The organism is Nostoc sp. UHCC 0252 (assembly GCF_034931145.1).
In the GTDB taxonomy this organism is placed as follows: domain Bacteria; phylum Cyanobacteriota; class Cyanobacteriia; order Cyanobacteriales; family Nostocaceae; genus Nostoc.
In genome coordinates, this window is sequence record NZ_JAYGHE010000088.1 from 1 (window position 1) to 24,315 (window position 24,315).

The 24,315-nt window shown below is 40.9% G+C and carries 34 protein-coding genes and 1 pseudogene; 16 read left to right on the forward strand and 19 right to left on the reverse strand.

Going from position 1 to position 24,315, the window contains the following annotated elements; genetic code table 11:
- Positions 1-242: 242 nt before the first annotated feature.
- The gene (locus VB732_RS30915) at positions 243-764 is read right to left on the reverse strand and encodes a hypothetical protein (RefSeq protein WP_323234675.1); all 522 of its coding nucleotides are present in this window, start codon (positions 762-764) and stop codon (positions 243-245) included.
- 57 nt (positions 765-821) lie between these two features.
- On the opposite strand from VB732_RS30915, the gene VB732_RS30920 reads away from it, so the two are divergent.
- Positions 822-1,202: a hypothetical protein gene (locus VB732_RS30920; protein ID WP_323234676.1), complete on the forward strand. Its 381-nt coding sequence runs from the start codon at positions 822-824 to the stop codon at positions 1,200-1,202.
- 225 nt (positions 1,203-1,427) lie between these two features.
- Here the strand turns inward: VB732_RS30920 and VB732_RS30925 are convergent, their stop codons facing one another.
- Positions 1,428-2,591 carry a calcium-binding protein gene (locus VB732_RS30925; protein ID WP_323234677.1) on the reverse strand — a complete coding sequence of 388 codons (1,164 nt, stop codon included), beginning with the start codon at positions 2,589-2,591 and terminating at the stop codon, positions 1,428-1,430.
- Positions 2,592-2,713: 122 nt separating this feature from the next.
- Here VB732_RS30925 and VB732_RS30930 point away from each other — a divergent pair, with 122 nt between their 5' ends.
- Positions 2,714-2,926 (forward strand): hypothetical protein, encoded by a 213-nt coding sequence (locus VB732_RS30930; protein ID WP_323234678.1) that lies wholly within the window; start codon positions 2,714-2,716, stop codon positions 2,924-2,926.
- Here VB732_RS30930 and VB732_RS30935 read toward each other — a convergent pair.
- Both VB732_RS30935 and VB732_RS30940 read right to left on the reverse strand, forming a co-directional pair.
- Positions 2,890-3,498 (reverse strand): hypothetical protein, encoded by a 609-nt coding sequence (locus VB732_RS30935; RefSeq protein ID WP_323234679.1) that lies wholly within the window; start codon positions 3,496-3,498, stop codon positions 2,890-2,892. The two genes, VB732_RS30930 and VB732_RS30935, sit on opposite strands and share 37 nt — an antisense overlap.
- A 243-nt stretch (positions 3,499-3,741) precedes the next feature.
- On the reverse strand, positions 3,742-4,485 hold the full coding sequence (locus tag VB732_RS30940) for a hypothetical protein (protein WP_323234680.1): 744 nt from the start codon (positions 4,483-4,485) through the stop codon (positions 3,742-3,744).
- A gap of 839 nt (positions 4,486-5,324) precedes the next feature.
- Here VB732_RS30940 and VB732_RS30945 point away from each other — a divergent pair.
- The 4 genes from VB732_RS30945 to VB732_RS30960 all read left to right on the forward strand — a co-directional run bounded on the left by VB732_RS30945 (position 5,325) and on the right by VB732_RS30960 (position 7,046).
- Positions 5,325-5,834: a hypothetical protein gene (locus VB732_RS30945; RefSeq protein ID WP_323234681.1), complete on the forward strand. Its 510-nt coding sequence runs from the start codon at positions 5,325-5,327 to the stop codon at positions 5,832-5,834.
- A gap of 3 nt (positions 5,835-5,837) precedes the next feature.
- Positions 5,838-6,029 carry a hypothetical protein gene (locus VB732_RS30950; protein WP_323234682.1) on the forward strand — a complete coding sequence of 64 codons (192 nt, stop codon included), beginning with the start codon at positions 5,838-5,840 and terminating at the stop codon, positions 6,027-6,029.
- Positions 6,026-6,178: a hypothetical protein gene (locus VB732_RS30955; RefSeq protein ID WP_323234683.1), complete on the forward strand. Its 153-nt coding sequence runs from the start codon at positions 6,026-6,028 to the stop codon at positions 6,176-6,178. The genes VB732_RS30950 and VB732_RS30955 overlap by 4 nt, the downstream gene beginning before the upstream one ends.
- A gap of 100 nt (positions 6,179-6,278) precedes the next feature.
- Positions 6,279-7,046: an RNA ligase family protein gene (locus VB732_RS30960; protein WP_323234684.1), complete on the forward strand. Its 768-nt coding sequence runs from the start codon at positions 6,279-6,281 to the stop codon at positions 7,044-7,046.
- A 66-nt stretch (positions 7,047-7,112) separates the two neighbouring features.
- Here VB732_RS30960 and VB732_RS30965 read toward each other — a convergent pair whose 3' ends face one another.
- The gene (locus VB732_RS30965) at positions 7,113-7,442 is read right to left on the reverse strand and encodes a hypothetical protein (RefSeq protein WP_323234685.1); all 330 of its coding nucleotides are present in this window, start codon (positions 7,440-7,442) and stop codon (positions 7,113-7,115) included.
- 232 nt (positions 7,443-7,674) lie between these two features.
- Complete coding sequence (locus VB732_RS30970; RefSeq protein ID WP_323234686.1) at positions 7,675-8,124, reverse strand: DUF1648 domain-containing protein; 450 nt, start codon at positions 8,122-8,124, stop codon at positions 7,675-7,677.
- Between the two features lie 62 nt (positions 8,125-8,186).
- On the opposite strand from VB732_RS30970, the gene VB732_RS30975 reads away from it, so the two are divergent.
- The 4 genes from VB732_RS30975 to VB732_RS30990 all read left to right on the forward strand — a co-directional run bounded on the left by VB732_RS30975 (position 8,187) and on the right by VB732_RS30990 (position 11,071).
- Positions 8,187-8,387, forward strand: coding sequence for a hypothetical protein (locus VB732_RS30975; protein WP_323234687.1), 201 nt, complete (start codon positions 8,187-8,189; stop codon positions 8,385-8,387).
- Between the two features lie 175 nt (positions 8,388-8,562).
- Positions 8,563-9,156: a hypothetical protein gene (locus VB732_RS30980; protein ID WP_323234688.1), complete on the forward strand. Its 594-nt coding sequence runs from the start codon at positions 8,563-8,565 to the stop codon at positions 9,154-9,156.
- A gap of 152 nt (positions 9,157-9,308) precedes the next feature.
- Positions 9,309-9,632: a hypothetical protein gene (locus VB732_RS30985; protein WP_323234689.1), complete on the forward strand. Its 324-nt coding sequence runs from the start codon at positions 9,309-9,311 to the stop codon at positions 9,630-9,632.
- A 593-nt stretch (positions 9,633-10,225) separates the two neighbouring features.
- Positions 10,226-11,071, forward strand: coding sequence for a DNA/RNA non-specific endonuclease (locus VB732_RS30990; RefSeq protein WP_323234690.1), 846 nt, complete (start codon positions 10,226-10,228; stop codon positions 11,069-11,071).
- A gap of 65 nt (positions 11,072-11,136) precedes the next feature.
- Here VB732_RS30990 and VB732_RS30995 read toward each other — a convergent pair whose 3' ends face one another.
- The gene (locus VB732_RS30995) at positions 11,137-11,538 is read right to left on the reverse strand and encodes a nuclease A inhibitor family protein (protein WP_323234691.1); all 402 of its coding nucleotides are present in this window, start codon (positions 11,536-11,538) and stop codon (positions 11,137-11,139) included.
- Positions 11,539-11,553: 15 nt separating this feature from the next.
- Positions 11,554-12,666 carry a hypothetical protein gene (locus tag VB732_RS31000; protein ID WP_323234692.1) on the reverse strand — a complete coding sequence of 371 codons (1,113 nt, stop codon included), beginning with the start codon at positions 12,664-12,666 and terminating at the stop codon, positions 11,554-11,556.
- A gap of 70 nt (positions 12,667-12,736) precedes the next feature.
- Between VB732_RS31000 and VB732_RS31005 the strand changes: the two genes are divergently transcribed.
- The 5 genes from VB732_RS31005 to VB732_RS31025 all read left to right on the forward strand — a co-directional run bounded on the left by VB732_RS31005 (position 12,737) and on the right by VB732_RS31025 (position 15,907).
- A complete protein-coding gene (locus VB732_RS31005) occupies positions 12,737-12,961 on the forward strand; it encodes a hypothetical protein (RefSeq protein ID WP_323234693.1) in 225 nt (74 codons plus the stop codon).
- Positions 12,958-13,080, forward strand: a complete 123-nt coding sequence (locus VB732_RS31010; RefSeq protein WP_323234694.1) for a hypothetical protein — start codon at positions 12,958-12,960, stop codon at positions 13,078-13,080. Before VB732_RS31005 ends, VB732_RS31010 begins: the two co-directional genes overlap by 4 nt.
- Positions 13,081-13,392: 312 nt before the next feature.
- Positions 13,393-13,860 carry a GNAT family N-acetyltransferase gene (locus VB732_RS31015; RefSeq protein WP_100897666.1) on the forward strand — a complete coding sequence of 156 codons (468 nt, stop codon included), beginning with the start codon at positions 13,393-13,395 and terminating at the stop codon, positions 13,858-13,860.
- Positions 13,861-14,118: 258 nt separating this feature from the next.
- Positions 14,119-15,138, forward strand: coding sequence for an NADP-dependent oxidoreductase (locus tag VB732_RS31020; protein ID WP_323234695.1), 1,020 nt, complete (start codon positions 14,119-14,121; stop codon positions 15,136-15,138).
- A gap of 169 nt (positions 15,139-15,307) precedes the next feature.
- Entirely contained in the window at positions 15,308-15,907 is a 600-nt protein-coding gene (locus VB732_RS31025) for a Uma2 family endonuclease (protein ID WP_323234696.1), read from the forward strand.
- 4 nt (positions 15,908-15,911) lie between these two features.
- Here VB732_RS31025 and VB732_RS31030 read toward each other — a convergent pair whose 3' ends face one another.
- The 3 genes and pseudogenes from VB732_RS31030 to VB732_RS31040 all read right to left on the reverse strand — a co-directional run bounded on the left by VB732_RS31030 (position 15,912) and on the right by VB732_RS31040 (position 18,631).
- The gene (locus VB732_RS31030) at positions 15,912-16,253 is read right to left on the reverse strand and encodes a hypothetical protein (RefSeq protein ID WP_323234697.1); all 342 of its coding nucleotides are present in this window, start codon (positions 16,251-16,253) and stop codon (positions 15,912-15,914) included.
- A 66-nt stretch (positions 16,254-16,319) separates the two neighbouring features.
- Entirely contained in the window at positions 16,320-16,880 is a 561-nt protein-coding gene (locus VB732_RS31035) for a WGR domain-containing protein (RefSeq protein WP_323234698.1), read from the reverse strand.
- A gap of 127 nt (positions 16,881-17,007) precedes the next feature.
- A pseudogene (locus VB732_RS31040) lies at positions 17,008-18,631 on the reverse strand (AAA family ATPase).
- Positions 18,632-18,663: 32 nt separating this feature from the next.
- Here VB732_RS31040 and VB732_RS31045 point away from each other — a divergent pair.
- On the forward strand, positions 18,664-18,897 hold the full coding sequence (locus VB732_RS31045) for a hypothetical protein (protein ID WP_323234699.1): 234 nt from the start codon (positions 18,664-18,666) through the stop codon (positions 18,895-18,897).
- 62 nt (positions 18,898-18,959) lie between these two features.
- On the opposite strand, the gene VB732_RS31050 is transcribed toward VB732_RS31045, so the two are convergent.
- From VB732_RS31050 to VB732_RS31085, 8 genes are all read right to left on the reverse strand, one after another.
- Entirely contained in the window at positions 18,960-19,166 is a 207-nt protein-coding gene (locus VB732_RS31050) for a DUF2997 domain-containing protein (RefSeq protein WP_323234700.1), read from the reverse strand.
- 2 nt (positions 19,167-19,168) lie between these two features.
- The gene (locus VB732_RS31055; RefSeq protein WP_323234701.1) at positions 19,169-19,618 is read right to left on the reverse strand and encodes a DUF1257 domain-containing protein; all 450 of its coding nucleotides are present in this window, start codon (positions 19,616-19,618) and stop codon (positions 19,169-19,171) included.
- A 135-nt stretch (positions 19,619-19,753) separates the two neighbouring features.
- Positions 19,754-20,827 carry a hypothetical protein gene (locus tag VB732_RS31060; RefSeq protein WP_323234702.1) on the reverse strand — a complete coding sequence of 358 codons (1,074 nt, stop codon included), beginning with the start codon at positions 20,825-20,827 and terminating at the stop codon, positions 19,754-19,756.
- A 167-nt stretch (positions 20,828-20,994) separates the two neighbouring features.
- On the reverse strand, positions 20,995-21,288 hold the full coding sequence (locus VB732_RS31065; RefSeq protein WP_416235790.1) for a hypothetical protein: 294 nt from the start codon (positions 21,286-21,288) through the stop codon (positions 20,995-20,997).
- Positions 21,289-21,325: 37 nt separating this feature from the next.
- A complete protein-coding gene (locus VB732_RS31070) occupies positions 21,326-21,610 on the reverse strand; it encodes a hypothetical protein (protein WP_323234703.1) in 285 nt (94 codons plus the stop codon).
- A gap of 97 nt (positions 21,611-21,707) precedes the next feature.
- On the reverse strand, positions 21,708-22,262 hold the full coding sequence (locus VB732_RS31075) for a hypothetical protein (RefSeq protein WP_323234704.1): 555 nt from the start codon (positions 22,260-22,262) through the stop codon (positions 21,708-21,710).
- Between the two features lie 134 nt (positions 22,263-22,396).
- On the reverse strand, positions 22,397-23,299 hold the full coding sequence (locus tag VB732_RS31080) for a hypothetical protein (RefSeq protein ID WP_323234705.1): 903 nt from the start codon (positions 23,297-23,299) through the stop codon (positions 22,397-22,399).
- A 77-nt stretch (positions 23,300-23,376) separates the two neighbouring features.
- Positions 23,377-23,994 (reverse strand): Uma2 family endonuclease, encoded by a 618-nt coding sequence (locus VB732_RS31085; RefSeq protein ID WP_228675386.1) that lies wholly within the window; start codon positions 23,992-23,994, stop codon positions 23,377-23,379.
- Positions 23,995-24,315: the final 321 nt, after the last annotated feature.

A 24,315-nucleotide genomic window follows, 5' to 3' on the forward strand; every position in this document is an offset into this window, starting at 1 on the left:
CGGATTTCTCTTAACATTCAACACTTTTGGCTTCAGGGAAAACACGTCTTTTAGTAAATACTCTGAACTATAAGCCACTGTAAAATTGCTGCTAATACTAAGGCAGAAATGAAATTGCTGGTGAAGTTTCCGCAGTGGGGGATTGCGATTGTGGATGCGGTGTTGGTTGATTGGGAGAGGTAAAAATCACACTGTCTCAAAATAGTGTGCAGCTAAAGCGATTGCCGGTTGACGGTTGTAGATCAAGATTCCCTTGCATTGATACCGCGCAACGACGAATTATTTTCTGAAAACGGGGACGCATAATCTGCGACTCGATTCCATCCCCACTTATAAGCAGTGTCAACTAGAATTTCTTTACCATTGCGGAACTTGATAAATTCCTGCCCGTGGTCATAAAATATGTCTGCAACCAGTTGATTACGCTCGTCGTAACCCCACTTATCCACTGCTGCCCGCCACCAGCGCTTTCCGGGTGAGAGCAACTGTTCAAGTTCTAAATACTCCGGCTTCCAGTATTTGGTGCGCCATTGATTTGCCAGTGCCTCAATTAGTATCGCAGTTGGGTAGATCGGTTTCAGGTTTTCTTCGAGCCAGAGTATATAAACTATCGCGCTCCTGAAAGCATCTTCTAAACAATAGCTGGATGCTTCTAGAGTTTCTTGGAGTTGCTCGTCACTGAAATTTACGCCGAGCGATTGCAGGGCTGGAGCGTACAAATCAAATAATTCTTGTTCTACTGAGTCGGCAGACCAGAACCACATAAGAAAAAGAAAACTCCTGCTGGGTGGCTAAATAAAATTTAGCATTTAGCGTGCTTCGTGTTGATGTGGGGACAAGTAGCGATCGCTAATCAAACTCAGGGGCAGGTAGAACAGGGAAATTCCGCTTCGTTGTTGGTTGAAAATTCAGTTTCGGGTGTAGAAATCAAAGCAGATCATGAAGGTACTTGTTCCGCCGCGTCCGTGCAAAATTCTGAAAAGTGGTCGCATGAGGCGATTGTAGCGAGGTCAAATGTGCGACCTCTGAGAAGGGAAAAACTCAATCGAGCGGGGAATTCAGGGGAGAATACGGGTTTTGACTTCTTGCAAGAGTGTTGGGATGATCCGGCTTTGCAGATTATGATCAAAAAGCTTTTGGCGAAGTTTCCGCAGTGGGGTATTGGGATTGTGGATGGTGCGTTGGTTGATTGGGACAAGTAGCGATGTCCCCGACAAGCCACTTCGCACGGGACTTAAAAATTTTGATGCAAAAAAACTAGCCTTAAATCTTTACAGAGCAGAGGAAATATACCAAGACTCAAAAATACTTGAAACCCAGATATATCAAGAAACTAAGCAAATCGATGTCAAAGTTTCCCCTAATATACATTTAAGGTATTTTTATTTAAGTCCCGCTATTTGGTTGAACTTACACAATCCCTAAGTTTAAACTAGTTGAATGTCTAGATTAGCTTGAAAACCAATAGGCTTATTTTCAACAATGGCGAATCTAGATTCTTGGAAGAACAAAGAACCATTTAGAGGATCATAACTGAAGTCGCTAGTGGAAATAGCACCAAACCCTGCTTGAGAAACTTGAATTTTGTCACCTTCAACAGCCTTGAAATCTTTGATAATGTCAACACCCTCTAATACACTGGTAAAAACAAATTTATCTGCACCTTGTCCCCCAGTGAGAGCATCTGTACCTAGCCCACCAGCAAGTGTGTCGTTTCCGCTCTTACCAGAAAGTGTATCGTTCCCACCATTACCAAATAACAGATTATTTTGTTTATCTCCAACAATCGTGTCACTTTGATTTGTACCTTTGATATTATCAAAGTTTATAAATGTGAACCCAGCTGTATTTCCGCTAGGAAGATTATTAATTACGAAACTTTGAGTTTCAAGGTTAGCGTTAACTGATGCATCTCCAATTATAAAGGGCGATGAAGAAGAAATTGAGGCATCTATAGTGTTATTTCCAACACTCGCATCAACAACAACGTTTTCAAAATTAAAAAGTACATCTGTACCTAGTCCGCCACCTTTTTTAAGAGTTCCATCAATGAAAATGGTAGAGCTTACACCTATTTTACTGTAATCAGCCGTATCAGTACCATCTCCACCATTTAAGGTATCGTTGCCTGCACTACCTCTAATAATGTCATTGCCGCCGCTACCAGATAATTGATTATCAACAGCATCACCAGTAATAGTGTCCTTTTGATTTGTACCAATTACATTGACAAAATTTTTCACACTGACTATTATCGGTGGCGAACCGACAACTCTAATTTCTAGTCTTTCTTTAGATAAATCAGCTACTATTGATACATTTGTACTGCCAGTAGTTGCATCAATAATATTAGTCTGTCCTCTAGCACCAATAACAGTTTCAAAGAAATCCCTAAACGTATCAGTTCCAATTACGCCTTTTTGAATCACCACTGGTTGGAGTGTTACAGGTTGTTCTAAGTCACTGTAATCAATGGTATCGCTACCATCTCCACCAGTAATGGTATCATCACCTGCACTTGCGATAATTCTGTCATCCCCAGCAGTTCCGATTAGAATATCGTCCCCATCAGTACCTGTAATTATTGCCATAATCTTGGTTTGCCTGTTTTTGAGTAACTGCTGTATAGTAACTTGTTATCATCTGTATTTTTCTTGAAAAAATGTTGCAGAATATAGCTACTAACTAAGATTTCCCCGCAAACTTTTGCAGGATGTTTATACTTCTTGACAGATGTATCGCCCCAAAACATCAAAATTTTGTAACTATTGATGTGTCTGCTGTTGAAGTTCCAGAGTTGACAGAAGAAAAACAGCGCGATAAGCCTGACGGCATGGCTACGCTTACCGCCTCCAGTCAGCGTGCAACGGGATTGTTAGCTCTTTGGCGTTATTTCAATGGACGACTGAGAAATTTGTTAATTTGATACACTGTATCCTGTTTAACACCAGCAAGTATATCTTTCCGAACTATCTTTCCATCTTGTCTTCTTCGAGCTAATTGAACAACTTGAACGTAAGCAACGCCTGCCGTTGCGCCAATGAAAATTTGTTTGCTGGCTAGTGTAGCCTCTACAATTTGGTTGAGTGGGTATTGAACTGAGGGATACCAAAGTAGAATTTTAGAATATTTTATAGTCAAAAGTTTTCTGCTTTTGTCGAAAGTAAGAGAAGCAATCTGCGGAAACTGAAGCAAGCCGATGGCTGTAAGAGACAATAAAGCAACTCCTAGTAAAGGAATAGAAGCGAAAGTGACTGTGAATAAGTAACCAAGATTTCTTTTATTTCCTGGAAACAAAAGATGAACCAGCAGCCAACCAATAGCAAAAGATATAGCAAAGGATTCATCGTTGGACAGAGACAGATTTTCCGAGATTGCTACAAAACAGATAGTAACAAGAACATTCACCCCTAGCGCTAAACATACCAGTTCGAAAGCACTGGTAAGCTCTTCACGCCTGATCACTAGTCGCTCTTCCGTAGACTCTACAATCTTCATGATTATTACGTTAACGTAAGTTCGAGAAAACTAAAAAATGGCAGGAGGTAGCGCAGGCAAGTCTTTAGGGTAAATGTCAATAGAGGGTTTGTTGGGTAAGTAAGTATAAGCAACTAAACCAGCTACCAAATTAACCAATACGAAGGCTTATACTGCTGGCATAAAATTTGACTTCTTAAAACTTTTCAAATACCCTCTTAATATTACTCTATAAGGATCATGATGAAAAATTAGCCAAACTGCTTAATCAATAGTTGTTTGTACAGATGCCTTGCTGAACAAACGTGGACTTGTAATCTTCAGCTTACCTTCGCTAGCTAGCTCCTCAGAATGTGTTAAATCAATCTCGCGGCTTTTGAAAATCCAGTACGATGCAAATATAAAAATTGCAACTGCTTCAACAAAGAAAACTGTTGATCTTGCCTCTGAAATAGGTTGTAAAACTAATGTCAGTAGCACAGTGATTATAGGAAAAACGATCATTCCTATGCCCATTAGAGGATATATCCTACTGTAAAAAGATCGAATACTATCATTTTTTATCAGCTTAAGCGTATCTGATGCTCTAAAAATGCAAACATACGCAATGGACAGGAAAAACAGAATTGCGAAAGTCCCATGTAGCGAGAATTTGCTACATGAGTTACCGCAACCCCACTCCATAGGAAATAGCGCAACACCGACAACAGAGACTCCAGCAAGGTTTAATGCATAGTTTTCATAATTCGTGTAACCTCTATAGAGATACAGAAAGACCCCAACTGCACACAAGATACCAACAAATACGTCCCTCGTAGTACCACCTCCGCTATGATAATAAGCACTCATTGACTCTTGAAGCGGTAGGTTAGAGCGAATATACCCTACAATCCATAAAAGAAAAGGCAAGACAATTGCAAGCCCCGCTATTCCAATGCGAAGATTAGTATACGTAGAAGTGATATGGTCTTGCAGATGCTCTTGAGGTTGCTCTTGTTTTAAGCTCATTTACTTTTTAACTCCTGAAAAGTTTATCTATGCAGATTTTAGAAAAATTATCGACTTGTTTGTTGACACAATGTTATATGTCATTGGAGGCTTTTTTGCATAAATCGAAAAAAGACACATTTTTCATGGATTTGAGCAGTAATTAGTCTGCCATCTTGTAACTATCCCTATTACCTAACTGCATTATGCAGTTAAGCTTCAATTCGACAAGAAACTGAATATAATTCCTTTGCCTGGCTGATTTTCAGTTCTCATAAAACACAAGATGTATTAAAGCGATTCTTTGTTTAGACTGGGATACTAATCTGCATAATGGTTAATGTAAGTAGTGTCTATATAAAGCTACAAATGTACAGAACTGAATTCCAGAAAGCAGAATTCTTTCTAATGAATTTGTATTTCTCAGCTTTGGGCAGGGCAACTGTACATCATTCCTCATCAATTCTCCCCTAACTCATGCCATTGCTGCGGGAGTGGACATTAAACTTGTAGCCTTTATTGGCCATAGCTTCTAGCTTTTCTTTGTGCCATTCTACCCTGTATTGAATAAACTGATAGGATTCATAATTAATTACCGAAGAAAGGCAGAGGGCAGGGGGCAGAAGGCAGGAGGAAGAAAATATATTTTTTGCCCTCTGCCAAACGGGTTTAAAGCCCCTAAATTTATTTATGAATAAAGGTAAAAAAATGTATTTTGAGACGCATAGCGCAAAAAATACAGCGTCCATTATAAATCCCCTAAATTTATTTATGGGGATTACCTCCTGCCTCCTGCCTTCGTCCTCCTGCCTCCTTAAAAATTATCGAAGTTTTATTCTTAGTCAGCAACCTAAATCAATATGAAAGTATTACCCTACGATAGCTTTACAATTTTGACAGATGATCCACTGTCTATAGTTCTGCAAAGGCTGAATGCTTTAGTTGAACCTACGAAAAAATTCAGATTTTCTACTAAACACGCCCCTTATCAAGGAAGTATTTCTGAGTCAGGCTTTCAAATCAGCCGCATAATTCACTACGATAACTCCTTCTTACCAGTGATTCGAGGGCGCTTTGAAGTAAAATCTGATCAAACAGTGATTCATGTACAAATGAACGCACATCCTTTTGTAATGGCATTTTCAGGATTCTGGTTTTTATGTTGGTATAGCGCAGTTATTTCAATGACATTGGCAGGTGCTATGCCTAATAATACGGCTGCATTAGTTACAGGTATGCCTATACTAATTTTAATTATTTTTTGGGGAGCTTTTTGGTCAGAAGCAAATCGTAGTCGCAATGAACTAACTCAAATTATTCAGGGACAAATATCCCCAGTGCTGAAAAATGATCGCACGAGGCGATTGTAGCTTTTGTCAAATATGCGACTGGAGCGGATGCAAAAACTCAAAGTTGCGGCGAATTCGGGGCAGAACCCGGAGTTTGAGTTTTTGCAGGAGTGTTGGGATGATCCCGCGAAAGCAGATTGTGATCAAGAAGTTACTGGTGAAGTTTCCGCAGTGGGGTGTTGCGATCGTGGATGGGGTGTTGATGAAGTGGAATGAGTAGCTTTAAAAGTAGCAATTCCTACATCAGCGATCGCCATTTTAACCACTGGCATATTCCAGCACTCGTTATCACTCCCAACGCAGCAGTCTCTACCAATATTTCTTTGCCGTTGGTGAACTTGATAAACTCAGTGCCTTCATCATAAAAACATCAGCAGCAAGGCGAAGTTGCTTTTGCATACTACAATTGTAGTATTTATACTATTAAATACAAGCTGAGAGTTTCCAAAGTCTGTAAGGTTTTTTATGAGTTATGATTTTTCGGTGCGAAGTTGTGATTTAAACAAGCTCAACTCCATGACCAAATATCCTAGTATTCCAACGTATCATTCGTTAGGTGATAAAGGGAGATTGCTTGATAAGTTTGTTAGTTTTGATCGCGAGGTTATCTTAACCGAGAAAGTAGATGGTACTAACTCTCGCATTATTATGCTGCCCGATGGTAACTACATTTTAGGCAGTAAAGAAGAATTGTTGTTTGCGAAAGGCGATCTCATTGGTAATCCAGCATTGGGAATTGTAAACGCTCTTCATAATGTTGCAGATTTACTGCCGCAGCCAGAGCATAATATTAATGTTGTTTATCTTGAACTGTATGGTGGCAAAGTCACGGCTGCCAGTAAGCAATATACAGCACAGCAAAATGTTGGTTGGCGGCTATTTGATGTTGCGGTGATCACTGATATTACCATGCTGTTTACGAAGTCCGTACAACAATTAGCATTATGGCGAGACAACGGTGGGCAGACATTTCTAGATGAAGACCAACTCAAGAAAGCATCTATTGATTTTGGGTTTGAACTAACACCGCGACTTGCAACTGTTGAGGCATTGCCCGTAAGTATTGAGGAAACTTATGAGTTTCTCAAAGCTTTGTTGCCAAAAACCTTATTAGCTCTGGATGAGGGTGCTGGTGGTCGAGGCGAGGGTATTGTTGCCAGAACTTTTTCTCGAAGTACGATCGCTAAGATTCGTTTTGAGGATTATGAACGTCACACTAAACGTAATCAGTGATTGAGTCAGCTTGGATTGTTTGAAAACTTAATTAGCCAATTGGTATTGCAACAATTACGAGAAAGATTACAAAGCATCCGTGCGATGTATGGATTCAATCAACTCCTCAACTTCTTCTTCATCCAGACATTGTTTCATTTGGGTGGTGAACCACTCAAGTTCTTCCGGTTCTGTGTCCGTGACTCGGTAGACCAGTAATGTTCCTGCAACACGGGCAAGAGTAAGAGTAAGAGGTGATGGGGAAACGTGGCTCAGTAGATCGCACGCACTCTGGTATATTTCCATGACTGATAATTCGGACAAAGGAGATCCCAACTGAGCAGAAAGCTGTTTTAGATCCTCCTGAATAGATGAATGGAAGCCTGGATCTTCGGGATGGGAAAGAGGGTTACTCATAATTGTTGTTGAAATGCCATTGGATTGGGACTGGAAGCAATGGATCTGGAAACTCAGCAACGATACGATTACGTACATCATACCCCCACTTGGAAGCTGCGCCATTCCATTACCTTTGCCTGGGTGACTCTAACTTAGGGTAGTTCAATCTACTCATCACTCCATGCAATAGGATTCCACTGTTGCTGTAAGGCTCGAATCAAAATGGCATTCGGGACTATTTTGTATAGCGTTAACGTGCCAGAAAAGATTGACTCAACCAATATCCAATTGTCGCAAATATAATTATTGATGTTACAGGTATAAACCATACCCCTAAATTGGGATTTTCTGTAGTCGCTAGATGGAATATTTGCCATTCGATGTAAACAAATATCCAAACCATCTCACTTTTTAACCAATTCAGCATCGAATAAGCAATTTGATACTGCCTTAAAGCGTTTTCTTCAGTAATTACAACTGGATAATTAAATGTATTGGGATAACGACTAATAAATGTTAAAAGTCCATAAATTGCTAAACCAAAAATTGGTAACAACCACAGAACTTTTTTGCTCCCCCAACCATCGGCTTGTCCATCAAATCTAAAGTGGACAGGTATAGTATCCGGTAATGTTGACCAAGCGTGAATAGCGATGCCGAATAATCCCACAAGTCCTACCAGTGCGCTCAAGTTTAGCATCTGTGCCGAATCGAATCCAGGAATAACAATATCAGGTCTAGCATAAATAATGCCCAATAAATTTGGCTTATTCGCTTATATCCACCGAATATAATTCGGGGGTTTTACGCTCAAAGTTGCGGCGAATTTGGGGCATAATCCGGGGTTTGAGTACTTGCTCTCCTGCTGGCAAGATGCAGATTGTGATTAAGAAGTTGCTGGCGAAGTTTCCGCAGTGGGGGATTGCGATTGTGGATGGGATGTTGGTGAAGTGGGAGGGATAGCGTGAGCGGTAGTTTGAGGACTTTATAAAGTAAAGTTTTGTAAACTTCTCAAGTTCTTGCGAAAAACCGGAGTTTTTGGGTGAAAACTTAGTAGCCTAACTACTAGCTACTAAACAGCTAGTAACCTGGTTTATACTTAACTAAACTTTGCTACTGCTATTAGTGGAGGCTTACAATGTCAGGTTTGGGGTTTACTCGTTGGGGTGCTTTACTGACTATCGCTCTCGGTGTCAGCTTTTGTACCGTTGATTATGCAAGCGCTGAAGTTGCTACCTCAACTTCGGGACTTGGAAATGCCGGAAATATTACTATCAATTCTAGTTCCTTATTATTACAACATGGCGCTCAACTTGTTGCCTCAACCCGTGAACAAGGGAATGCAGATACAATTAAAGTTAATACTACTGATTTATTTAGCATTTCTGGTAGCAGTTCAAACATTAACAGTGGCTTGTTCGTTGACTTTCAAAGTTCGACGGGTACTGCTGGAGATATTATCATCACCTCACCTAGAGTTATCTTAGATAACAATAGCGGACTCAACACCGAATCTTCTTTAGGTAATGGTGGCAATATATCTAATAACTCTACTGATGTAATTTCTATAGGCAACGGTGGCAATATTTCCATCAACACTCCAACAATCTTAATAGCAGTCAAGCCTGTTCCCGAACCAACTTTACCATTGAGTGTGTTTGCAATCGCTGCTTTTTATTCTGGTTGGAGATTAAAACGTAAGCACAAGCAAACTCATGAATTGAAAGCTTGATTTACCCAAAAGATCAACTTAGCTAGATAAAAGCTATGGCATTAATGGTTTATGCATCCTTACTTTTTTTTAAGAATGCATAAACCATTAATGCGTTAAATTAATAACCCCAAGATGAATAAAATAGCCACAGCAAACATAAGAGCATGATTATGAATTCAACAAATCCCCCTGAAAATGTTATTAATTGCTTGCAGACTATCTTGAATGCCACAGCTACAGGAAATTACGAACTTTTTCTCACAGTTGGTGATTCAGGCTACAGAAGAGATATTACCAAAGAAATTTTTGATCAAGTTAGCTCCCCGCTAATTCCTCGGATGTCTGAGGGTTATACAACCACTTATTTCGGCGATCTCAAACAAGGAGAAACTCAGACCTATTTGTGGAAGCTGAGTTTTGCTGATGATGGATATGAATTTATAGTACGTATGGGGATGATAGGGGACAAAGTTAATCTGATATGGATTACTTAAAATAAAAGATTGTTGCATTGAACCCAAAGCCCTTTATGTTCCTTGCGCGTTTCATAGAGACGATACCTGTTCCGTCGTACCTGTCCCCAGTACTGAAAAATGGTCGTATGAGGCGATTGTAGCGAGGTCAAATCTGCGACCTGTAAGAAGGGAGAAACTCAATCGAGCGGCGAATTCGGGGCAGAATCCGGGGTTTGGATTCTTGCAAGAGTGCTGGGATGGCCCGGCGAAAGCAGATTGTAATCAAGAAATTGCTGGTGAAGTTTTCACAATGGGGAATTGCTTGTGTGGACGGGGTACTAGTGAAGTGGAATGAATAGTGATGCCTACGACAACTCTATTCTGAGGAAAACCCACTTATTGCTGTTTCTACACTTGTTCAACTTGCCATTGCTCAAGTTCCTCTAAGAATACTATTCTTTGGCACTTGTATTTAAGATAATTACCTTAATAATTACTAAATGTTAATGCAATCTTTACAGCTCTTTAACTTCTGCTTATACAAGCAAAGCTATATTGCGATCGCTAAGTTTTGCTGAATTTCTGTAACTTTAACAGAAACAATTGTGGTTTATTTAAATAAATAGTAACAAATGAAGAACTCTCATTTTTTCAGGGCTATTCTACCTATTGCTGTACCAGCAGTAATATCTTTCACTCTGCTTAATTATCTACAAAAGCCACTAACTGCCCAAACCTCAAGTGTTCATTTGAGAATGGGCAATCCTAGCAATGCTGGCAGTAGTTACAGTAATCGTTTGTTGAGCAAATCTCAATACGCAGTTTCCCATAACTGCTATAGAGGGACACCTAATTGGGTAAGTTGGCAGCTAAACACATCATGGCTAGGAAGCGCACCTCGCCAAGATGATTTTCGTGCAGATACTACATTACCTTCAAGCTGCTACCGAGTCACTTCTTCTGATTACACTGGCAGTGGCTTTGATAGAGGACACATGGCTCCGTCCGCAGATAGGACAAATACTATTGCCAATAACTCTGCTACTTTTTTAATGACAAATATAATCCCTCAGTCACCTGATAATAACCAGGGCCCTTGGGCTGCACTAGAAAATTATTCTAGAGACTTAGTAAACCAGGGGAAAGAACTCTATATTATTTCTGGTTCTTACGGCACTGGTGGAACAGGTTCTAATGGAACAAGAACCACAATTGCTGGTGGCAAAGTTACAGTTCCAGCCAGAACATGGAAAGTTATTGTAGTGTTAAATAGGCCAAATAATGGTGCTAGTAGCGTCAGCACTAGCACCAGAGTGATTGCTGTGAATATGCCTAATTCGCAGGGAATTAGAAATAATAACTGGACAAGCTACAGGGTTAGTGTTGATTCTATTGAGACAAATACTGGTTACAATTTGCTCTCTAATGTTTCTTCGTCTGTTCAAAGTGTAATTGAGTCCAGGGTTGATAACTTGTAAGAATAGTTAGCTCAATAAAAACTTAAAAGTTGTATATAAATACACACAATCTAATGATCGCTGGGTTAGGTTTCTACAACTTTTGTCGAAATTCCGGCTAAATCTGTAGATGGAGTTTTACCAACAATATAAATATCAAGGTTTATCGTACCTATGCGATAAACCTTGATATCAGTGAGGTGATCTTTTAGTATTTTGACAAGCGATTTAAACTTTGACACATTTTGTTTTTGTATTTCATCGTGCCATTCTTTTTCCTCAGCACAGTTACGAAAAAAATAATCTAGTTCTACTTCTTCAATCGATGTTTCTAAGGAATGTCCTGTTAACTGGAGAAGTTTTTGAGTGGTCATTGGCTCTTGTGCTTGATTAGACCACAAAAAAGCTTCAAATGGATACTCTGATTCACTCATCATTAACAAGCCATCGGAGGCTTGTTTAAGTTTTTCCGTAATCTCGTTAGTCATAAAATTTATTTATGGTTATGAGCATTGATTTTTGAGTTTGCCAATCAGAGAATTAAGATTGATTTGAGTGGGCCAACCTTGAGGAAGATTTGCAGAATTATATCCTCTGTCTTTCAATCCTTGAATAAATTGGTTGCGGATGTATGCAGTATCAAAAGTCCCAAGCCCATCAAAATAAGCGTCAGTTAGGTGAGCGGGGTCTAAAGCCATTTCACCTTTATATACTGCACCATCATTTGAATCATCCCAACCCCAAGGGGTATTAGCAGAATTTGTACTGCAAGTGGGTGTACCAGCGCCACACCCACCACTCGAATCTCCCTTGAAAGTTCCCCAACTAGCGAAAGTATTAGCAGAAGAACTTGATAAAGAAGCTTCATTTAATTGATGTTGCCACATTCCATTAATAGCAAACACATCAAGCAATTGATACTGTACATCTCGGTCATTCCCCGAAGCAGGAAGTTCTGCTGTAGTACCATTCGGATAGTAAATAATCCCATCTTCGCTACTTGCACCCTTAAAGTTTCCAGCATAAGGCCAAGCTTTTAATCCATGACCTTTAGCTTCTTGAGTCGTCAATGGGTGCAATGAACCACTGTAACTATTCATTGTCAGTGTACCATCAATACTTTCTGCACCATTGCGTAAAGGACTACCAGTTGGAGTGTAAGAGTAGAAATCGTTATGAAATACAGTGACAACACCTTCTAATTTCCCAAAAGCTGAACCGTCCTTACGGACAATTGTAAGTAAACCCTCTAAATCATTTTCGTGTTCTTGATCAAAAGGAATATCAGTCCAGTCTTGAGGATGGAAAAAGGAATATGTAACAAACCAATGAGTACAAGTTTCAGCTACAGAATAGTAAGCATGAGCAGAAAGTGGAAAAAGGATTAGGTTATCCCAGTTATTTGTACCTCGCCAATCGTTATCGTAATCAAATCGTGTAATGTAGTCTCCACTATACTTGGTGCTGTCTGTGTCTTGATAGTGAATAGGCGCATGATATAAGGCTAGAGCCAAATCAGTGGCAGATTGGGCAATTACTTTATTGTCTGTAAAAATACCAACTATTATTGCTACAAGCAGCCCCAGAGCCACAAGAAAAAGTTTTTTTAAACTCACGTCTCATCTTTGTTAATAAACAAGATTAGCATAAAAGCTAATATTTAAGAATTGGTAATAGTTAGATTATTTGGGAGCGATTACAAAGTTAAGATTTGTGTTGATGCTCAAATTAATCATTACAGTTCATGAGGGTGAAAGTTCCGCCGCGCCTGTCCCCAGTGCTGAAAAATGGTCGCATGAGGCGATTGTTACGCGGTCAAATATGCGACCAGAGCGTATGCAGAAACTCAAGCCTTACGGCGAATTCGGGGCAGAATCCGGGTGCGGATGGGGTGCTGGTGAAGTGGAATGAGTAGCGATGGCGTACCTGCCATGAGCCAGTGGCGATCGCAATCACCTAAATTTGGCAAAGCTTTAGAAATAACCCTGTTTAGTCACTCTCGGAAAACAATAATCGAAGCAAGATTTTGAAACTTTGATTTAATCAAGCTTTGAGCCTTTATTTTCTAACAGTAACTAAAGTTTGTAGCCAAAACCTGAAGATTAAATCTCTCAAAGGCTTTCAGCGATTAGGTTCTCCCAGAATGACAAAACAGGGATAAGAGAAGTGCAATTGTTTACCAGGGGCAAGCAAACGCACTTCTCTGGTTTTGGTGCAGCTTTATATTTGATATAATGGTTCTTCTAGCTATGAGATGATGTAACAAAGCTGTAACTGAAGGTGAGTTAGTTGTCTGCTCTGTTTGTGATAAATTTCACTCTGACATTACACTGCACAAACTCATGCTAATCCGTTCTGCTACGCCAGATGATGTACCCGCAGTTCTGCCAATGGTGGCCAAGATTTGTGCTTTACACGAGTCTTGGGATAACGCTAAGTACGGTTTTCTACCGCATCCAGAACAGCGTTATGAAAAATGGTTAACGCGAATGGCGCAAAACGAGCGCAGTGTATTTTTAGTAGCAGAAGATGATCGGCAGCTTGTAGCATTTCTCATCTCAGCAGTAGAGCAAGAGATCCCAATTTATTGCTTGCGGGAATATGCGTTTATTTACGATCTGTGGGTAGAGCCAGAATACCGTCAAAAAGGTATTGCCCGACAGATAGTAATGCTGTGTGTAGAGCGTTTTGAGCAAATGGGAATCAAACAAATTAGATTAGATACGGCAGTAGTGAATGAAAACGCTCGAAAGTTGTTTGCATCCTGTGGTTTCCGGTTCAGTAATATCGAAATGCTCCGAGAAATTTAAGTATGCTGTCAAAAGTGCGTTCGTTCTACAGCCTTTCTCTCTCCTAAAGGATACGGTACGCGAACGGGCATCAAGAAGGCAGGCGTTGGCGCAGCCATCGCTTACCGAGGGGCTTGCGATCGCCAACGCGGTCTATCACGCTACAGGCAAACGATTCGCTATCTGCCCATTACATTAGACAAGCTACTGTAATAAGGGTGCTTTCAAGACGACTTGTAGTTTTGAGAGAAAAAATGAGTAAATAAGCAGGCACAACCAATGACTAGTTCAATTAACCAACAAATCTTACTCAAAAGCCGTCCGCTTGGAGAACCGAAAGAGAGCGACTTTACCCTTGTCGAAACACTAATTCCAGAACTAGGGGAAGGTGAAGTCCTCAATCGGACGATCTACCTGTCCCTTGACCCTTATATGCGCGGTCGTATGAGCGATCGCGAGTCTTATGCTGCTCCAGTAGAACTGGGGTCTGTGATGGTCGGTGGCACAGTTAGCCAAGTGATGAAATCTAAGCATCCCCAGTTCTCAACCGGAGATTTTGTGCTTGGTTATGACGGCTGGCAAGCCTATGGCATATCGAAAGGCGAAACTTTGCGTAAGCTTGACCCCAATCAAGCTCGCATTTCCTATGCGTTGGGTATAACAGGAATGCCCGGAATGACGGCATACTTTGCTCTGCTTGATGTTGGGCAACTCAAAACTGGCGAAACGGTTGTTGTCTCTGCCGCCTCTGGTGCAGTCGGTTCTGTAGTGGGTCAAATTGCCAAAATCAAAGGCTGTCGGGTAGTAGGAGTCGCTGGGAGTGATGCAAAATGCAATTATGTGACGAAAGAATTAGGGTTTGATGCCTGTATTAACCGTAAAACTCAAGAACTGACTTCAGCCCTAAAAGCCGCTTGTCCGAACGGGGTGGATATTTACTTTGACAATACAGCTGGCCCGATTTTAGAAGCGGTATTGCAGCACATTAATCAAGGAGCAAGAATCCCATTGGTTGGTTTAATCTCACAGTATAATGCCGAAAATTCTCCTCCTGGCCCTAATTTAATGCCACTGTTGGTTAAACGAGCGTTAATCAAAGGATTTCTTGTGGGTGATTACCAACATCGGCAGGCAGAGTTTGTCAAAGATGTTTCTAGGTGGTTGCAAGAAGGTAAGCTCAAGTACAAGGAAGATGTTGTACAGAAACTGGAAAACGCCCCGCACGCCTTCATCGGCTTACTACAAGGGAAAAACTTCGGCAAGCTGATTGTTCAAGTCAGTGAAGATCCGACACGATAAGCATACTTTTTGAATGAATTCTTGCCTTTAGGCAATAAAACACATCAGCAAGCAGCCGATGGAAGCACATTGTAGCCCACTTGGAGGCGGCGGCATTCCATTGTTCAATAGCAATTCTTCTTGACTTTGGAGATAATAGTTTTAGAGCTAATTATTTAAGAGGTTGATTGTGGTTTTTGCTCAAACCAGTCCCCCAGAAGTAATAACAACTCGCCTTACCTTAGACGAGTATCGGGCTATGGAACAAACCAGTCCAGAACGCCATGAATACCGCAATGGAGAGGTTATTACTATGTCGGGAGGTTCCGAATCTCATAGCGCGATCGCCAGCAACTTCTTAATAACTCTAGGGTTTTTATTGAGAGACACGGATTTTCGTTTGTATAACAGCGACTTGCGAGTTTGGATTCCTGAATATCAGTGTGGGACTTATACTGATTTGATGGTTATTAATGGTGAACCAGAGTTCAATGGCAATCGCAATGATGAAATTCTCAATCCAATGCTTATTGTCGAAGTTCTATCGCCCTCAACTGAAGCTTATGACCGAGGGGACAAGTTCAGAAAATATCGCTCTATTGCCAGCTTTTGTGAATATCTGCTTGTAAGTCAAACTGAACCCTATATTGAGCAGTATCACAACCTGGATCGTAACAGTAACGATCACTGGCTATGGCAAGTTCACTCTAACCAAGAGATGACAATTATTCTGCACAGTTTGAACGTAGAAATTCCCCTGACTGAAATCTATCGTCGGATCAATTTTTAACAAACTAATAACTAACTTCTTCCAAAAATTCCTCAAAACTCTGGTATACACTTTCCTCCTTACGTAAATCATTAAGCTCAAATTCTTTACTTATCAGCCCAAAGCGAAACATTACATTTGAACGACAACCGCCACGCACAGTATTTTCCAAAAATAAAACTGCACCAAAACACAATTTCGATTCAACAGTAACTCGACCTTCGTGAGATTCAGAATAATCTACTGTTTTATGACAGTGAAAAGCTTTGTTATGTGTGATTGCTTGCAAAATATCATGCGCTTTTTCAGGAGAAAGCGCGTAAGCTATGGATTTTCTAAAAGGACAGTTGGCACAGGGTTGTTTCATTTTGATATTGAAAATAACTACTAGATAATCACCACCAAAATACTTAATAATTTGGTGGTGATTCGTTTACAAATGCCGCCAGAAGTTCTTACTGATAGTCTTGAGGCTGACTACCTTGGGTTTTGCTGTTGCTTCAGGGGCATGACCAGCAGCCACCGCAGCAGCAATTGGTGCAGGTGTCGCTAACAGAGAATTGAGTAATCCCATTTGATAATCAACATCTTCTACTGAGCGATATACTCTGTATGGTTCAATTTGCATACCCAAAGGTGTTGGGACAATCAAAAGATATTGATTTAGGGCATTGATATAAGCAACTGAAAAATTTCTCTGCTCTACATAAGGACGGATAATCTCTAGTAATTCAATCGCTCTGTTGATTTCAGAAACTTCACAATTACTGTCGATTTGTGACTGACTTCTTCTGTAGCCTTTCATCATCTTTTCGGCTACTAGATTGTTGAATTTACTAACGGCTCTCTGATGATTGCCTAATGTGTGGACTTTGGTTTGCGCCTTATAACCGACTCTGCCCCATTGCACTGTTAAGTTACTATCTTCGACAATGGCCGCCCAGAATTTATTGCTGTTTTGAATTGCGTCAACAAAGACTAAATAGATTTCCATCTTTCTTACCCTGTCAATTTCCTAACTTCAGGGCATTGCCCCATCTGAGATAGATATACTTAACGCGATCGCTACGAACCTAAAAGAGCGATCGCCCCTATAGAATCAGGAGGCAATCGCTTTCTCATCAGTTCATATTCCGAAACTTAGCAGCACGCAAAGACTGAGTTTTCGCTGCAACCACAGGACTACTAGCCCGTCGTGCAGTAGATGCCCAGGATTGCATTCGTTCGACTGCCGCCGCATCCTGAATTGCAAGCGGGGTAATCGTTTGACGACAGGCTTCGAGGTCAGCAAGTGTTACCTGCTGCGGTCTATCCTCATCGAATGCCAGCAGAGCAGCTTCCGAAGCAAGGGTTTCCAGTTCTGCTCCTGAAAACTTTGCAGTGTTGGCAGCGATCGCTTCGAGGTACTCTGATTCCAGGTGAATGCCAAAACGTTGTAGATGAATCCCCAGAATCTGTACACGCTCCGGTTCTGTGGGAAGATCAACAAAAAAAGCTTCATCAAACCTACCTTTGCGCTTAAACTCACTTGGTAGTGCTGATGGATCATTGCAGGTTGCAACTATAAACACCCCAGCAGTACACTCACTCATGAACGTAAGCAAAGTTCCAAGAATCCTTTGACTAACACCTGAAGTATCACCCTGACCAGAAAGCGCTTTTTCTACCTCATCTATAAACAAGACACAAGGTGCGATCGCCTCGGCAGTTTTCAAAGCACGTTTGACATTACCCTCAGATTCGCCTACCAGACTACCCAAAAGGGATGCAATGTCTAGTTGCAGAAGTGGTAGATTGAGTATGCTAGCGATGTTTTTGGCACAGTGGGATTTCCCAGTACCTGGAGGCCCTGCCAGTAGCACACCTTTTGGTTGGGGTAAGCTAAGACTTCGCGCCTCTTGTGTGAATAGTCGCCGCCGCCTCATCAGCCACTCACGCAGTAGATCCAAACCGCCAAAAGGAATGGTAGCTGGTTTACCCAACTCGATACCCATTTGAGAGAGTAGCCGAGTTTTGTACTCGACAGCTTTGGGGATAAAATCAGCGTCAACGACGACACCATCATTAGTTAAGTTTTCTTTGACTGTTAACCGAAGGAAATCACTAATTTCTTCTAAAGTTAAACCCAGCGCTGCACGAGAAAGAGTTTCAAATTCAGCATTTTCAAGCGTAACAGTGAAAGTCAATTCCTGTTCAATAGCTGACTGTTGTAAGTCATGCAAATAAGAAGTGATATGCTCAAGTATTTGGTCAATACTAGGTAAAGGGACTTCACAATAAGGAATCAATCTGAGTAAGGATTCGTGTAATTGTATGTTCTGACCCAACAAGACAATGCGTTTATCTGTGGGTTTTAACCTGTGGTAAAGGTTTTTCACCTTGCTTAAAATCTCCCATGATAATTGGGGTGAATTCTTAGCAATAAAGGGGTGAATATCTCCGAGGATAAATACACCATTTCCACTAAAGTTAGCAATGTAAGTCGAATACAAATAGTAGTGGATCAGCGTGTGGTGGTTTTTTGTACTCTGCAACGGGCTTAAACACCAATCCCCCATCTGCTGCGATTAAACATTGCTCCAAGGTTGATACTCCCAGATTCCAGAAGAACACAGGACTTGAAAGCTTATTGTTAGCTTCAGCAGTCAGCCACTGAATAATCGTCGCTTCATCAGGAGATAGAACATCAACTGCGGCGATCGGGATTTGGGAATCGAGCGTGGAGAGCAGATTTGAGAGGTTCATTGTTTTTGATAAGGTAGTGGAACTAATTCATCGTGAGTATTAACAAGTCTCACGGCTACTTCATAAACTTCGGCATCGCCGTCGAAAACCTCTGCTGTACCGTTGTTCTCTTGGTAGGCGATGCCTACGGCGGTAAACTACGCTGTTACTATGGCATTCAACAGCACATACAAACCTTCAGTATTCGGCTTGATGATCATGGAAAAAGCGTGTTTTCTATTGTCCGTAAATGTGAACAAGTGGGTATTCTTTTGGTGGGTAGATAAAATCTCTTGGGAGAACCACGACAATAAAGCAATTGGCAATAGTCGCAGTTCTCCTTTTCTTATTACTGTCTGAGTCTGGTTTGGTGAGTTGAAGTTGTCCGAAGTTGTTGGGTTTGGGCTTCGTCCTTAAACCTGCGATCGCCCACAACTCCAAGTGCTTCCTCAAATGGTTGCGTAGCCAATAAACAACTCAGCCCCTCGAATCCCTCCGCTTCCACTCGAACTTCACCTGTAGCATTGTCGAAATGAATCAGTATTGAACGTTCCATATTTATCTCCGTGCAAATTGTTGAACTTCTTGATGTCCGGCAAAAGTCAGCCGTAGAGTTTGCACGCTCCCGTTGGTTTCTTCAGCGATCGCACATTCACCAAATTTTTCTTGTAACTCGGCGGCTTTAGCGCGAACCATCCGTTGTCCATAAGCCAGCATTAGTTTATTACTGAAAAAGTCTTGTCCCAACTTCGGAACTGTCTCGTAGCTGTCGTGTATCACATCGTACACGCCGCTTGACTGATTCCATTTGAACCCGATGTCTGCACGGGCTTTTATGGTACGACCAGATACGATAATTTCAGCACTTTGTCCTTGAGAGCCACCGTAGTATCCTTTTAGTGGCTGTGGTGTTTCGTGTACTTGCGGTGATAGGTTTAGATCCGTGAGAGCTTGCACCAAACACTCGTGATTACTTAATTTGGTTTTAACTGTTGAGAAATGTGACATTTTTAGCTCCAAGGCTTTCAAATTGTTTTAAGAGATAGTACGGGTGCGATATCCTTTTTGAGTTATTCTGGAAACTACGTATTAAATCCATTGGGATCAGTCTTGAGCGAATACACCCTCGCCCAAGACTATTTTTTACCTGAACCTAAAAGCGGCAACTGTAGCTTTCGATAAGCCCACGTCGTCAGCCGCAAGTGATTGTAGATTGCGTTGTTCATCTAACAACTTGATGCGGATCTCTTGCATCTTTTGCTGCAATTGACTGCGCCCATCACTGCCAAGATTTTTTGACTCAATCGCTGGATCGTTAACGATAGAATCCAAGTGCGCCATCATCGCCTCCAAGCTACTGCCTGCCTCCGGTGAAGCGTTTGCCAGTAGCACTTGAACCTTCATCAGATGGCGCTCCATTTTTCTTTTAAACTGTATGGGTTTCCTCCCTGGTTCCCAATCAGCTAACTCTTCAAGCAATTGCGCGGCGAGTTGTTCACCACCAGCTAAAGCAGATTCCCTCAATCTCTGTTCCAGATTTTGGTCATACTGTTGGATGAACTTGGTAATCTGGTCAAGACATTCGGCTTGTTGCTGGTTCAGTTGTTCGGACAGTGCCGGGATAATCACCGGACGACCAATAACGACTTGCAAATAGTCTTCGAGGTCAGTGAGAGTTGGAAATGCTCTTAACAAGTTGGCTTTGACTGACTCTTGCTTATCCTGTGCTAATTCCCAGGTGTTAAGTGAGAGGAACTGATCAATGCGCTCTTGATAATCAACAAATCCTGCTTCGTAATCAGCTTTTAATTGATTACGCAATCCAGGGGCGATATTATCCCTAATATTGATTAACTGGTTCCAAACGAGTGGAGCTAAATCAATCGGACAAATCCAATCACCAGTATCAGCAGACATCCATTCTTGAACTGAAGCAATCTCTTGCCTCAGTTGGGCAGCAGCTTCATCCAGCTTCTTAAATACCTTGATTCCCCGCAAACCGACTTCGGAATTTGTAACTTTCACAAGGTCTGATTCGATTTCAGAAACCTCAGCTTTTAGCACATCGGCCCATTTAGGCGCGGCAGATTTTGTACTTTTCTTTAGTTGAATACGGAAGCGAATGCGAGTTTTATTTAACTGTGAGAAATTGTGGCGCTCGACTACTGCATCAGTCAGGAAATTTGCAGCAATAGGGTTGTCAATTGCTTGTACCATGATTATTGACCTCAATCATTATTTTTCACTTTCGATTAAGCGAAGCTTTCTTTGTGGTGATTTCTCAAGAGAGCGAATGTCTGTAGTAGCTCTATAGATTACTTTCGTAGAGCTTTTTTGTAACCTAATGTGTCTTTTGATGACTGGTGGTTTATGTATGGACATGGCTAAAATAGCTGAAGTTGCTGCGAATTATCCTGTACCACAGGCTTTTGATAAACCATACCTTCGACTTCATAACAACGACTCATGAGTTTGTTTCGGTTTAGTCGAAAGCTGGCTTTTTTTCTTTGATTTGGCAGAGGTAGAAATAGATACTGTGGATGTTGGATAGTACCTTCATCACCCAAGTATCGACAATGTGTACCATTAATTTGGTAAACTTTTGAGGAGCTTAAAAGCGTTGAGTCGTAGACTTTAATCAAATTTAATTCCATCTTTTTAGCAGTGAAGTGTGCCATAATTTGTTGTGGAATCGATTTTTCTCTCTAGTCAGATTTAATCAGTCTGATTGGAGAGTTTTTCACGCATAATCTGATTCAATTTTTCCTTTGATTCATCAGGCAGAGCATTAAAATCAAACTCTTTCGAGTCCCAAACTTCATCAAGACTTGTTGACTCATCGATAATGTTTGCAATCAAACAAGATTCATCGTCATAGCTCCAGCCATTTGCTAAGAGCCACGGCAGAATTCCTTCAGATTGCAACAGCTTGGACAGGTCGAACAAGTCAGAAAACTGTTGTAAGTTTTCGATACTGGGGTGAACAATTGTAATAGTCATCTGTGATTAGTTATGAATAGTTGAACAGCACGTATTAGCTGTAAACAGGGTTTGAGCAACTTCTAATTACAGTTGCCCAAACCCTGTTTACAACAAGTTAGAACACCATTTCTGCCGCAGCTTTGGTTACAGCAATTGCCTGCTTGCTGATCTCACGCCAGTCGCTTTGCTCGTTGTAGGATGCCATGACTAATTCCGACTCTACCCATACCCGACAGAACAACACGTTTTCATCTGTCGTTCCCGGAGTAGGCTGTAGTGTGATGGGAGAATACAATTGTTGTGGGGTCAAAGTTGCGATCGCTGCAAGTATGCACTTTGAAAAATGCGTGTCGTAGCCTGATTCTAAAATATACGTCCGGTCTGCTTGAATAGTTATCAGCAACTTGCAGGTTTCTTTTTTGCGGCGTTCTGTATTCTCAAAACGTAGTTCTTTAAGATATCCAGTTAAGGCAGTTTGAGGAACATCACTCGGTTCACCATTGAGTGTGTACCACAATCCTCCGTGCTGACGATTGCAGTAGATTTTACAATTGCCAGCTTCAGAGTGCAATCCCAGTTTCGGTTTATTGATTGCTGCGACTAACTGCTTGAGTAGTTCCTCTTGACGCATTAAGGCAGCAAGTAAATCTGATGTTTCTTGAGGGTTCATTGTTCAATACCAATACATTTCACTTTCACATTGGCGAAGCCGTTGATTACAAATGTATGAAACGTAGAGCCAATAAAACAGCGCTCTTGATTTCACAAAAGCGCTTTTTATTACTAATTATTTGTAGTTACAGGTTATTCGTGTGAATTAAATCTTGCTAACAACTCTTCACGAGATAAACTAGACAATTCCAGTAAAAATCTTGCAAAGTCATCTGGCGTTAACTGCAATAAACTATCGACTACTCTTGAGAGTTCTTCATCCACAGAACCAAACCGGAATCTCAACAAGTTTTCTACAACTTGGCGGCGTTCTTGCTCCACTCCCTCCTGTACCGCTTGCGCTCTTGCTTCTTGATAAGCTTCTGTTAAATTCATAATTAACTCCTGGTCATCTTCAGTTAAATCTGTTTGTGTCATTACACTGATACGCCACCTGTAAACCATTTCAAGAACATTACGGCGGACAAGATTCTCTGGTGGAAGGGCAACTAGTTCACTTACTGCTTGGATTTGTACTTTTCCCCGACCCAACAGCCTAAACCATAGCGTCTCTGAAGTAACTGGTAGTTGGTTAATAGCTACTATTGCAATTCTAAAAACATTAGGCAGAAAGTATATTCCAGTAGTCCAGTTTTCTAGCTCTAATTGTGCGCCAAAACCTTTGAGTAAATCTTGGGAAGCTGATGGCACTACAATCCATAAACGAGGTAAATCATTATCATCTAAAGTTTTCCCTTCTGCCGATGCATGACAGTTCAAAGTTGAAAAGACACTTAAAAGTTTATGTAGGCAGCTTCGGACTTCTGTTTCACCAATTTGCTCATAATAAACTTCTATTGAACAATCACTTTGAGCAACTTTAGCAAGTAATCCAAGTGAGTGTCTTTCGGTTTGAATTGTCCCTTTCGGAAAAAACAGAACAATTCCCCGCCTTTCTGAACCGGTTATTACGCCGCTAACTTCTACACTACCTAATGGTGAAAGCAAGCCTTCGAGATAATGCTCAACAAACAGACTATAAAATTTTTGGGTCATTCAAAGGACAAATTGCGAAGGATAGTTTATACCAATACCAAAATCGCTTTCGTTGACTTGGAAAGTATTAGTCTTAATCAATACTGTCCTAAAGCAGCTTGAAAAACTTGTTCAGCAGTCAAATTTAGCTCTCTTAAAGTAGGTGATTGAATCCGGTCATTTCCTCGAAATTGAGTAACTTGATATTCACCTTCGACTAAAGCATAAACTGATATTGTCGGTTGTTTAGGATTCCCAATAAACCGCTTTCCACCAAGAGCAGCATAGTCAACAATCCAATATTCTGGAATCCCAATTTCCTCGTACTCACCAAATTTAAGGAAATAATCATCACGCCAATTTGTACTTACAACTTCCACGGCTAATGGAATTGATTCTGCTTGAGTAACTGTTGATGCTCTTTTCCATAGTGGTTCATTGACCAAGTTAGGAAGATTCAATACTAACACATCTGGAATATAACCAGATTTCCTATCAACTGATTTGACTAATACTTGACCAGGAATAGTATAAGCTAGATTAAACCTGCGAATCTCAAAATTGAGTTCTCTAATCAAAAATGCTCTAACTAGCTCATGTTCTCCTGTTGGTTGCATTTCTACTATTACTCCTTTGTATAATTCATATCTGCCATTTTCTGGTTTCCACTCTAGAAATTCTTCAAAAGTAACTGGTTCTGGTAAAGCTTGAAACATCGTATTATCTCTTCAAGTTTGAACTGATGCCGACGTAATGTTTGATCGCGCAAAAATTTTAGATTTGCTTCTATCTTTACATCTAAATAAAGGATCTCGTTCTCAAATTGGTAAGTGGACAGTTTTTCTAATTTCTCCTGTCCACTGTTCAGATTTCTTTAATCTTACGCTACCGCTAACTCTAAGCTAACGTGTGGCACTTCAATAGTCACCGGAGCTAGGGCAAAGGATTCAACAACCTCCCTGATGCTCCAATACTGGACTCCATCACCACAGCGCCAATAGTAAGTCTTAGGGTCGTTTTCCCATAACTCATCAACA

Coding starts and splice junctions, on each gene's coding strand:
- VB732_RS30915 (WP_323234675.1), bottom strand. CDS start 764: ATGTGGTTCTGGTCTGCCGACTCAGTAGAACAAGAATTATTTGATTTG.
- VB732_RS30925 (WP_323234677.1), bottom strand. CDS start 2,591: ATGGCAATAATTACAGGTACTGATGGGGACGATATTCTAATCGGAACT.
- VB732_RS30930 (WP_323234678.1), top strand. CDS start 2,714: ATGTTTATACTTCTTGACAGATGTATCGCCCCAAAACATCAAAATTTT.
- VB732_RS30935 (WP_323234679.1), bottom strand. CDS start 3,498: ATGAAGATTGTAGAGTCTACGGAAGAGCGACTAGTGATCAGGCGTGAA.
- VB732_RS30940 (WP_323234680.1), bottom strand. CDS start 4,485: ATGAGCTTAAAACAAGAGCAACCTCAAGAGCATCTGCAAGACCATATC.
- VB732_RS30945 (WP_323234681.1), top strand. CDS start 5,325: ATGAAAGTATTACCCTACGATAGCTTTACAATTTTGACAGATGATCCA.
- VB732_RS30955 (WP_323234683.1), top strand. CDS start 6,026: ATGAGTAGCTTTAAAAGTAGCAATTCCTACATCAGCGATCGCCATTTT.
- VB732_RS30960 (WP_323234684.1), top strand. CDS start 6,279: ATGAGTTATGATTTTTCGGTGCGAAGTTGTGATTTAAACAAGCTCAAC.
- VB732_RS30965 (WP_323234685.1), bottom strand. CDS start 7,442: ATGAGTAACCCTCTTTCCCATCCCGAAGATCCAGGCTTCCATTCATCT.
- VB732_RS30970 (WP_323234686.1), bottom strand. CDS start 8,124: ATGCTAAACTTGAGCGCACTGGTAGGACTTGTGGGATTATTCGGCATC.
- VB732_RS30980 (WP_323234688.1), top strand. CDS start 8,563: ATGTCAGGTTTGGGGTTTACTCGTTGGGGTGCTTTACTGACTATCGCT.
- VB732_RS30985 (WP_323234689.1), top strand. CDS start 9,309: ATGAATTCAACAAATCCCCCTGAAAATGTTATTAATTGCTTGCAGACT.
- VB732_RS30990 (WP_323234690.1), top strand. CDS start 10,226: ATGAAGAACTCTCATTTTTTCAGGGCTATTCTACCTATTGCTGTACCA.
- VB732_RS30995 (WP_323234691.1), bottom strand. CDS start 11,538: ATGACTAACGAGATTACGGAAAAACTTAAACAAGCCTCCGATGGCTTG.
- VB732_RS31010 (WP_323234694.1), top strand. CDS start 12,958: ATGAGTAGCGATGGCGTACCTGCCATGAGCCAGTGGCGATCGCAATCA.
- VB732_RS31015 (WP_100897666.1), top strand. CDS start 13,393: ATGCTAATCCGTTCTGCTACGCCAGATGATGTACCCGCAGTTCTGCCA.
- VB732_RS31020 (WP_323234695.1), top strand. CDS start 14,119: ATGACTAGTTCAATTAACCAACAAATCTTACTCAAAAGCCGTCCGCTT.
- VB732_RS31030 (WP_323234697.1), bottom strand. CDS start 16,253: ATGAAACAACCCTGTGCCAACTGTCCTTTTAGAAAATCCATAGCTTAC.
- VB732_RS31035 (WP_323234698.1), bottom strand. CDS start 16,880: ATGGAAATCTATTTAGTCTTTGTTGACGCAATTCAAAACAGCAATAAA.
- VB732_RS31050 (WP_323234700.1), bottom strand. CDS start 19,166: ATGGAACGTTCAATACTGATTCATTTCGACAATGCTACAGGTGAAGTT.
- VB732_RS31055 (WP_323234701.1), bottom strand. CDS start 19,618: ATGTCACATTTCTCAACAGTTAAAACCAAATTAAGTAATCACGAGTGT.
- VB732_RS31060 (WP_323234702.1), bottom strand. CDS start 20,827: ATGGTACAAGCAATTGACAACCCTATTGCTGCAAATTTCCTGACTGAT.
- VB732_RS31065 (WP_416235790.1), bottom strand. CDS start 21,288: ATGGCACACTTCACTGCTAAAAAGATGGAATTAAATTTGATTAAAGTC.
- VB732_RS31070 (WP_323234703.1), bottom strand. CDS start 21,610: ATGACTATTACAATTGTTCACCCCAGTATCGAAAACTTACAACAGTTT.
- VB732_RS31075 (WP_323234704.1), bottom strand. CDS start 22,262: ATGAACCCTCAAGAAACATCAGATTTACTTGCTGCCTTAATGCGTCAA.
- VB732_RS31080 (WP_323234705.1), bottom strand. CDS start 23,299: ATGACCCAAAAATTTTATAGTCTGTTTGTTGAGCATTATCTCGAAGGC.
- VB732_RS31085 (WP_228675386.1), bottom strand. CDS start 23,994: ATGTTTCAAGCTTTACCAGAACCAGTTACTTTTGAAGAATTTCTAGAG.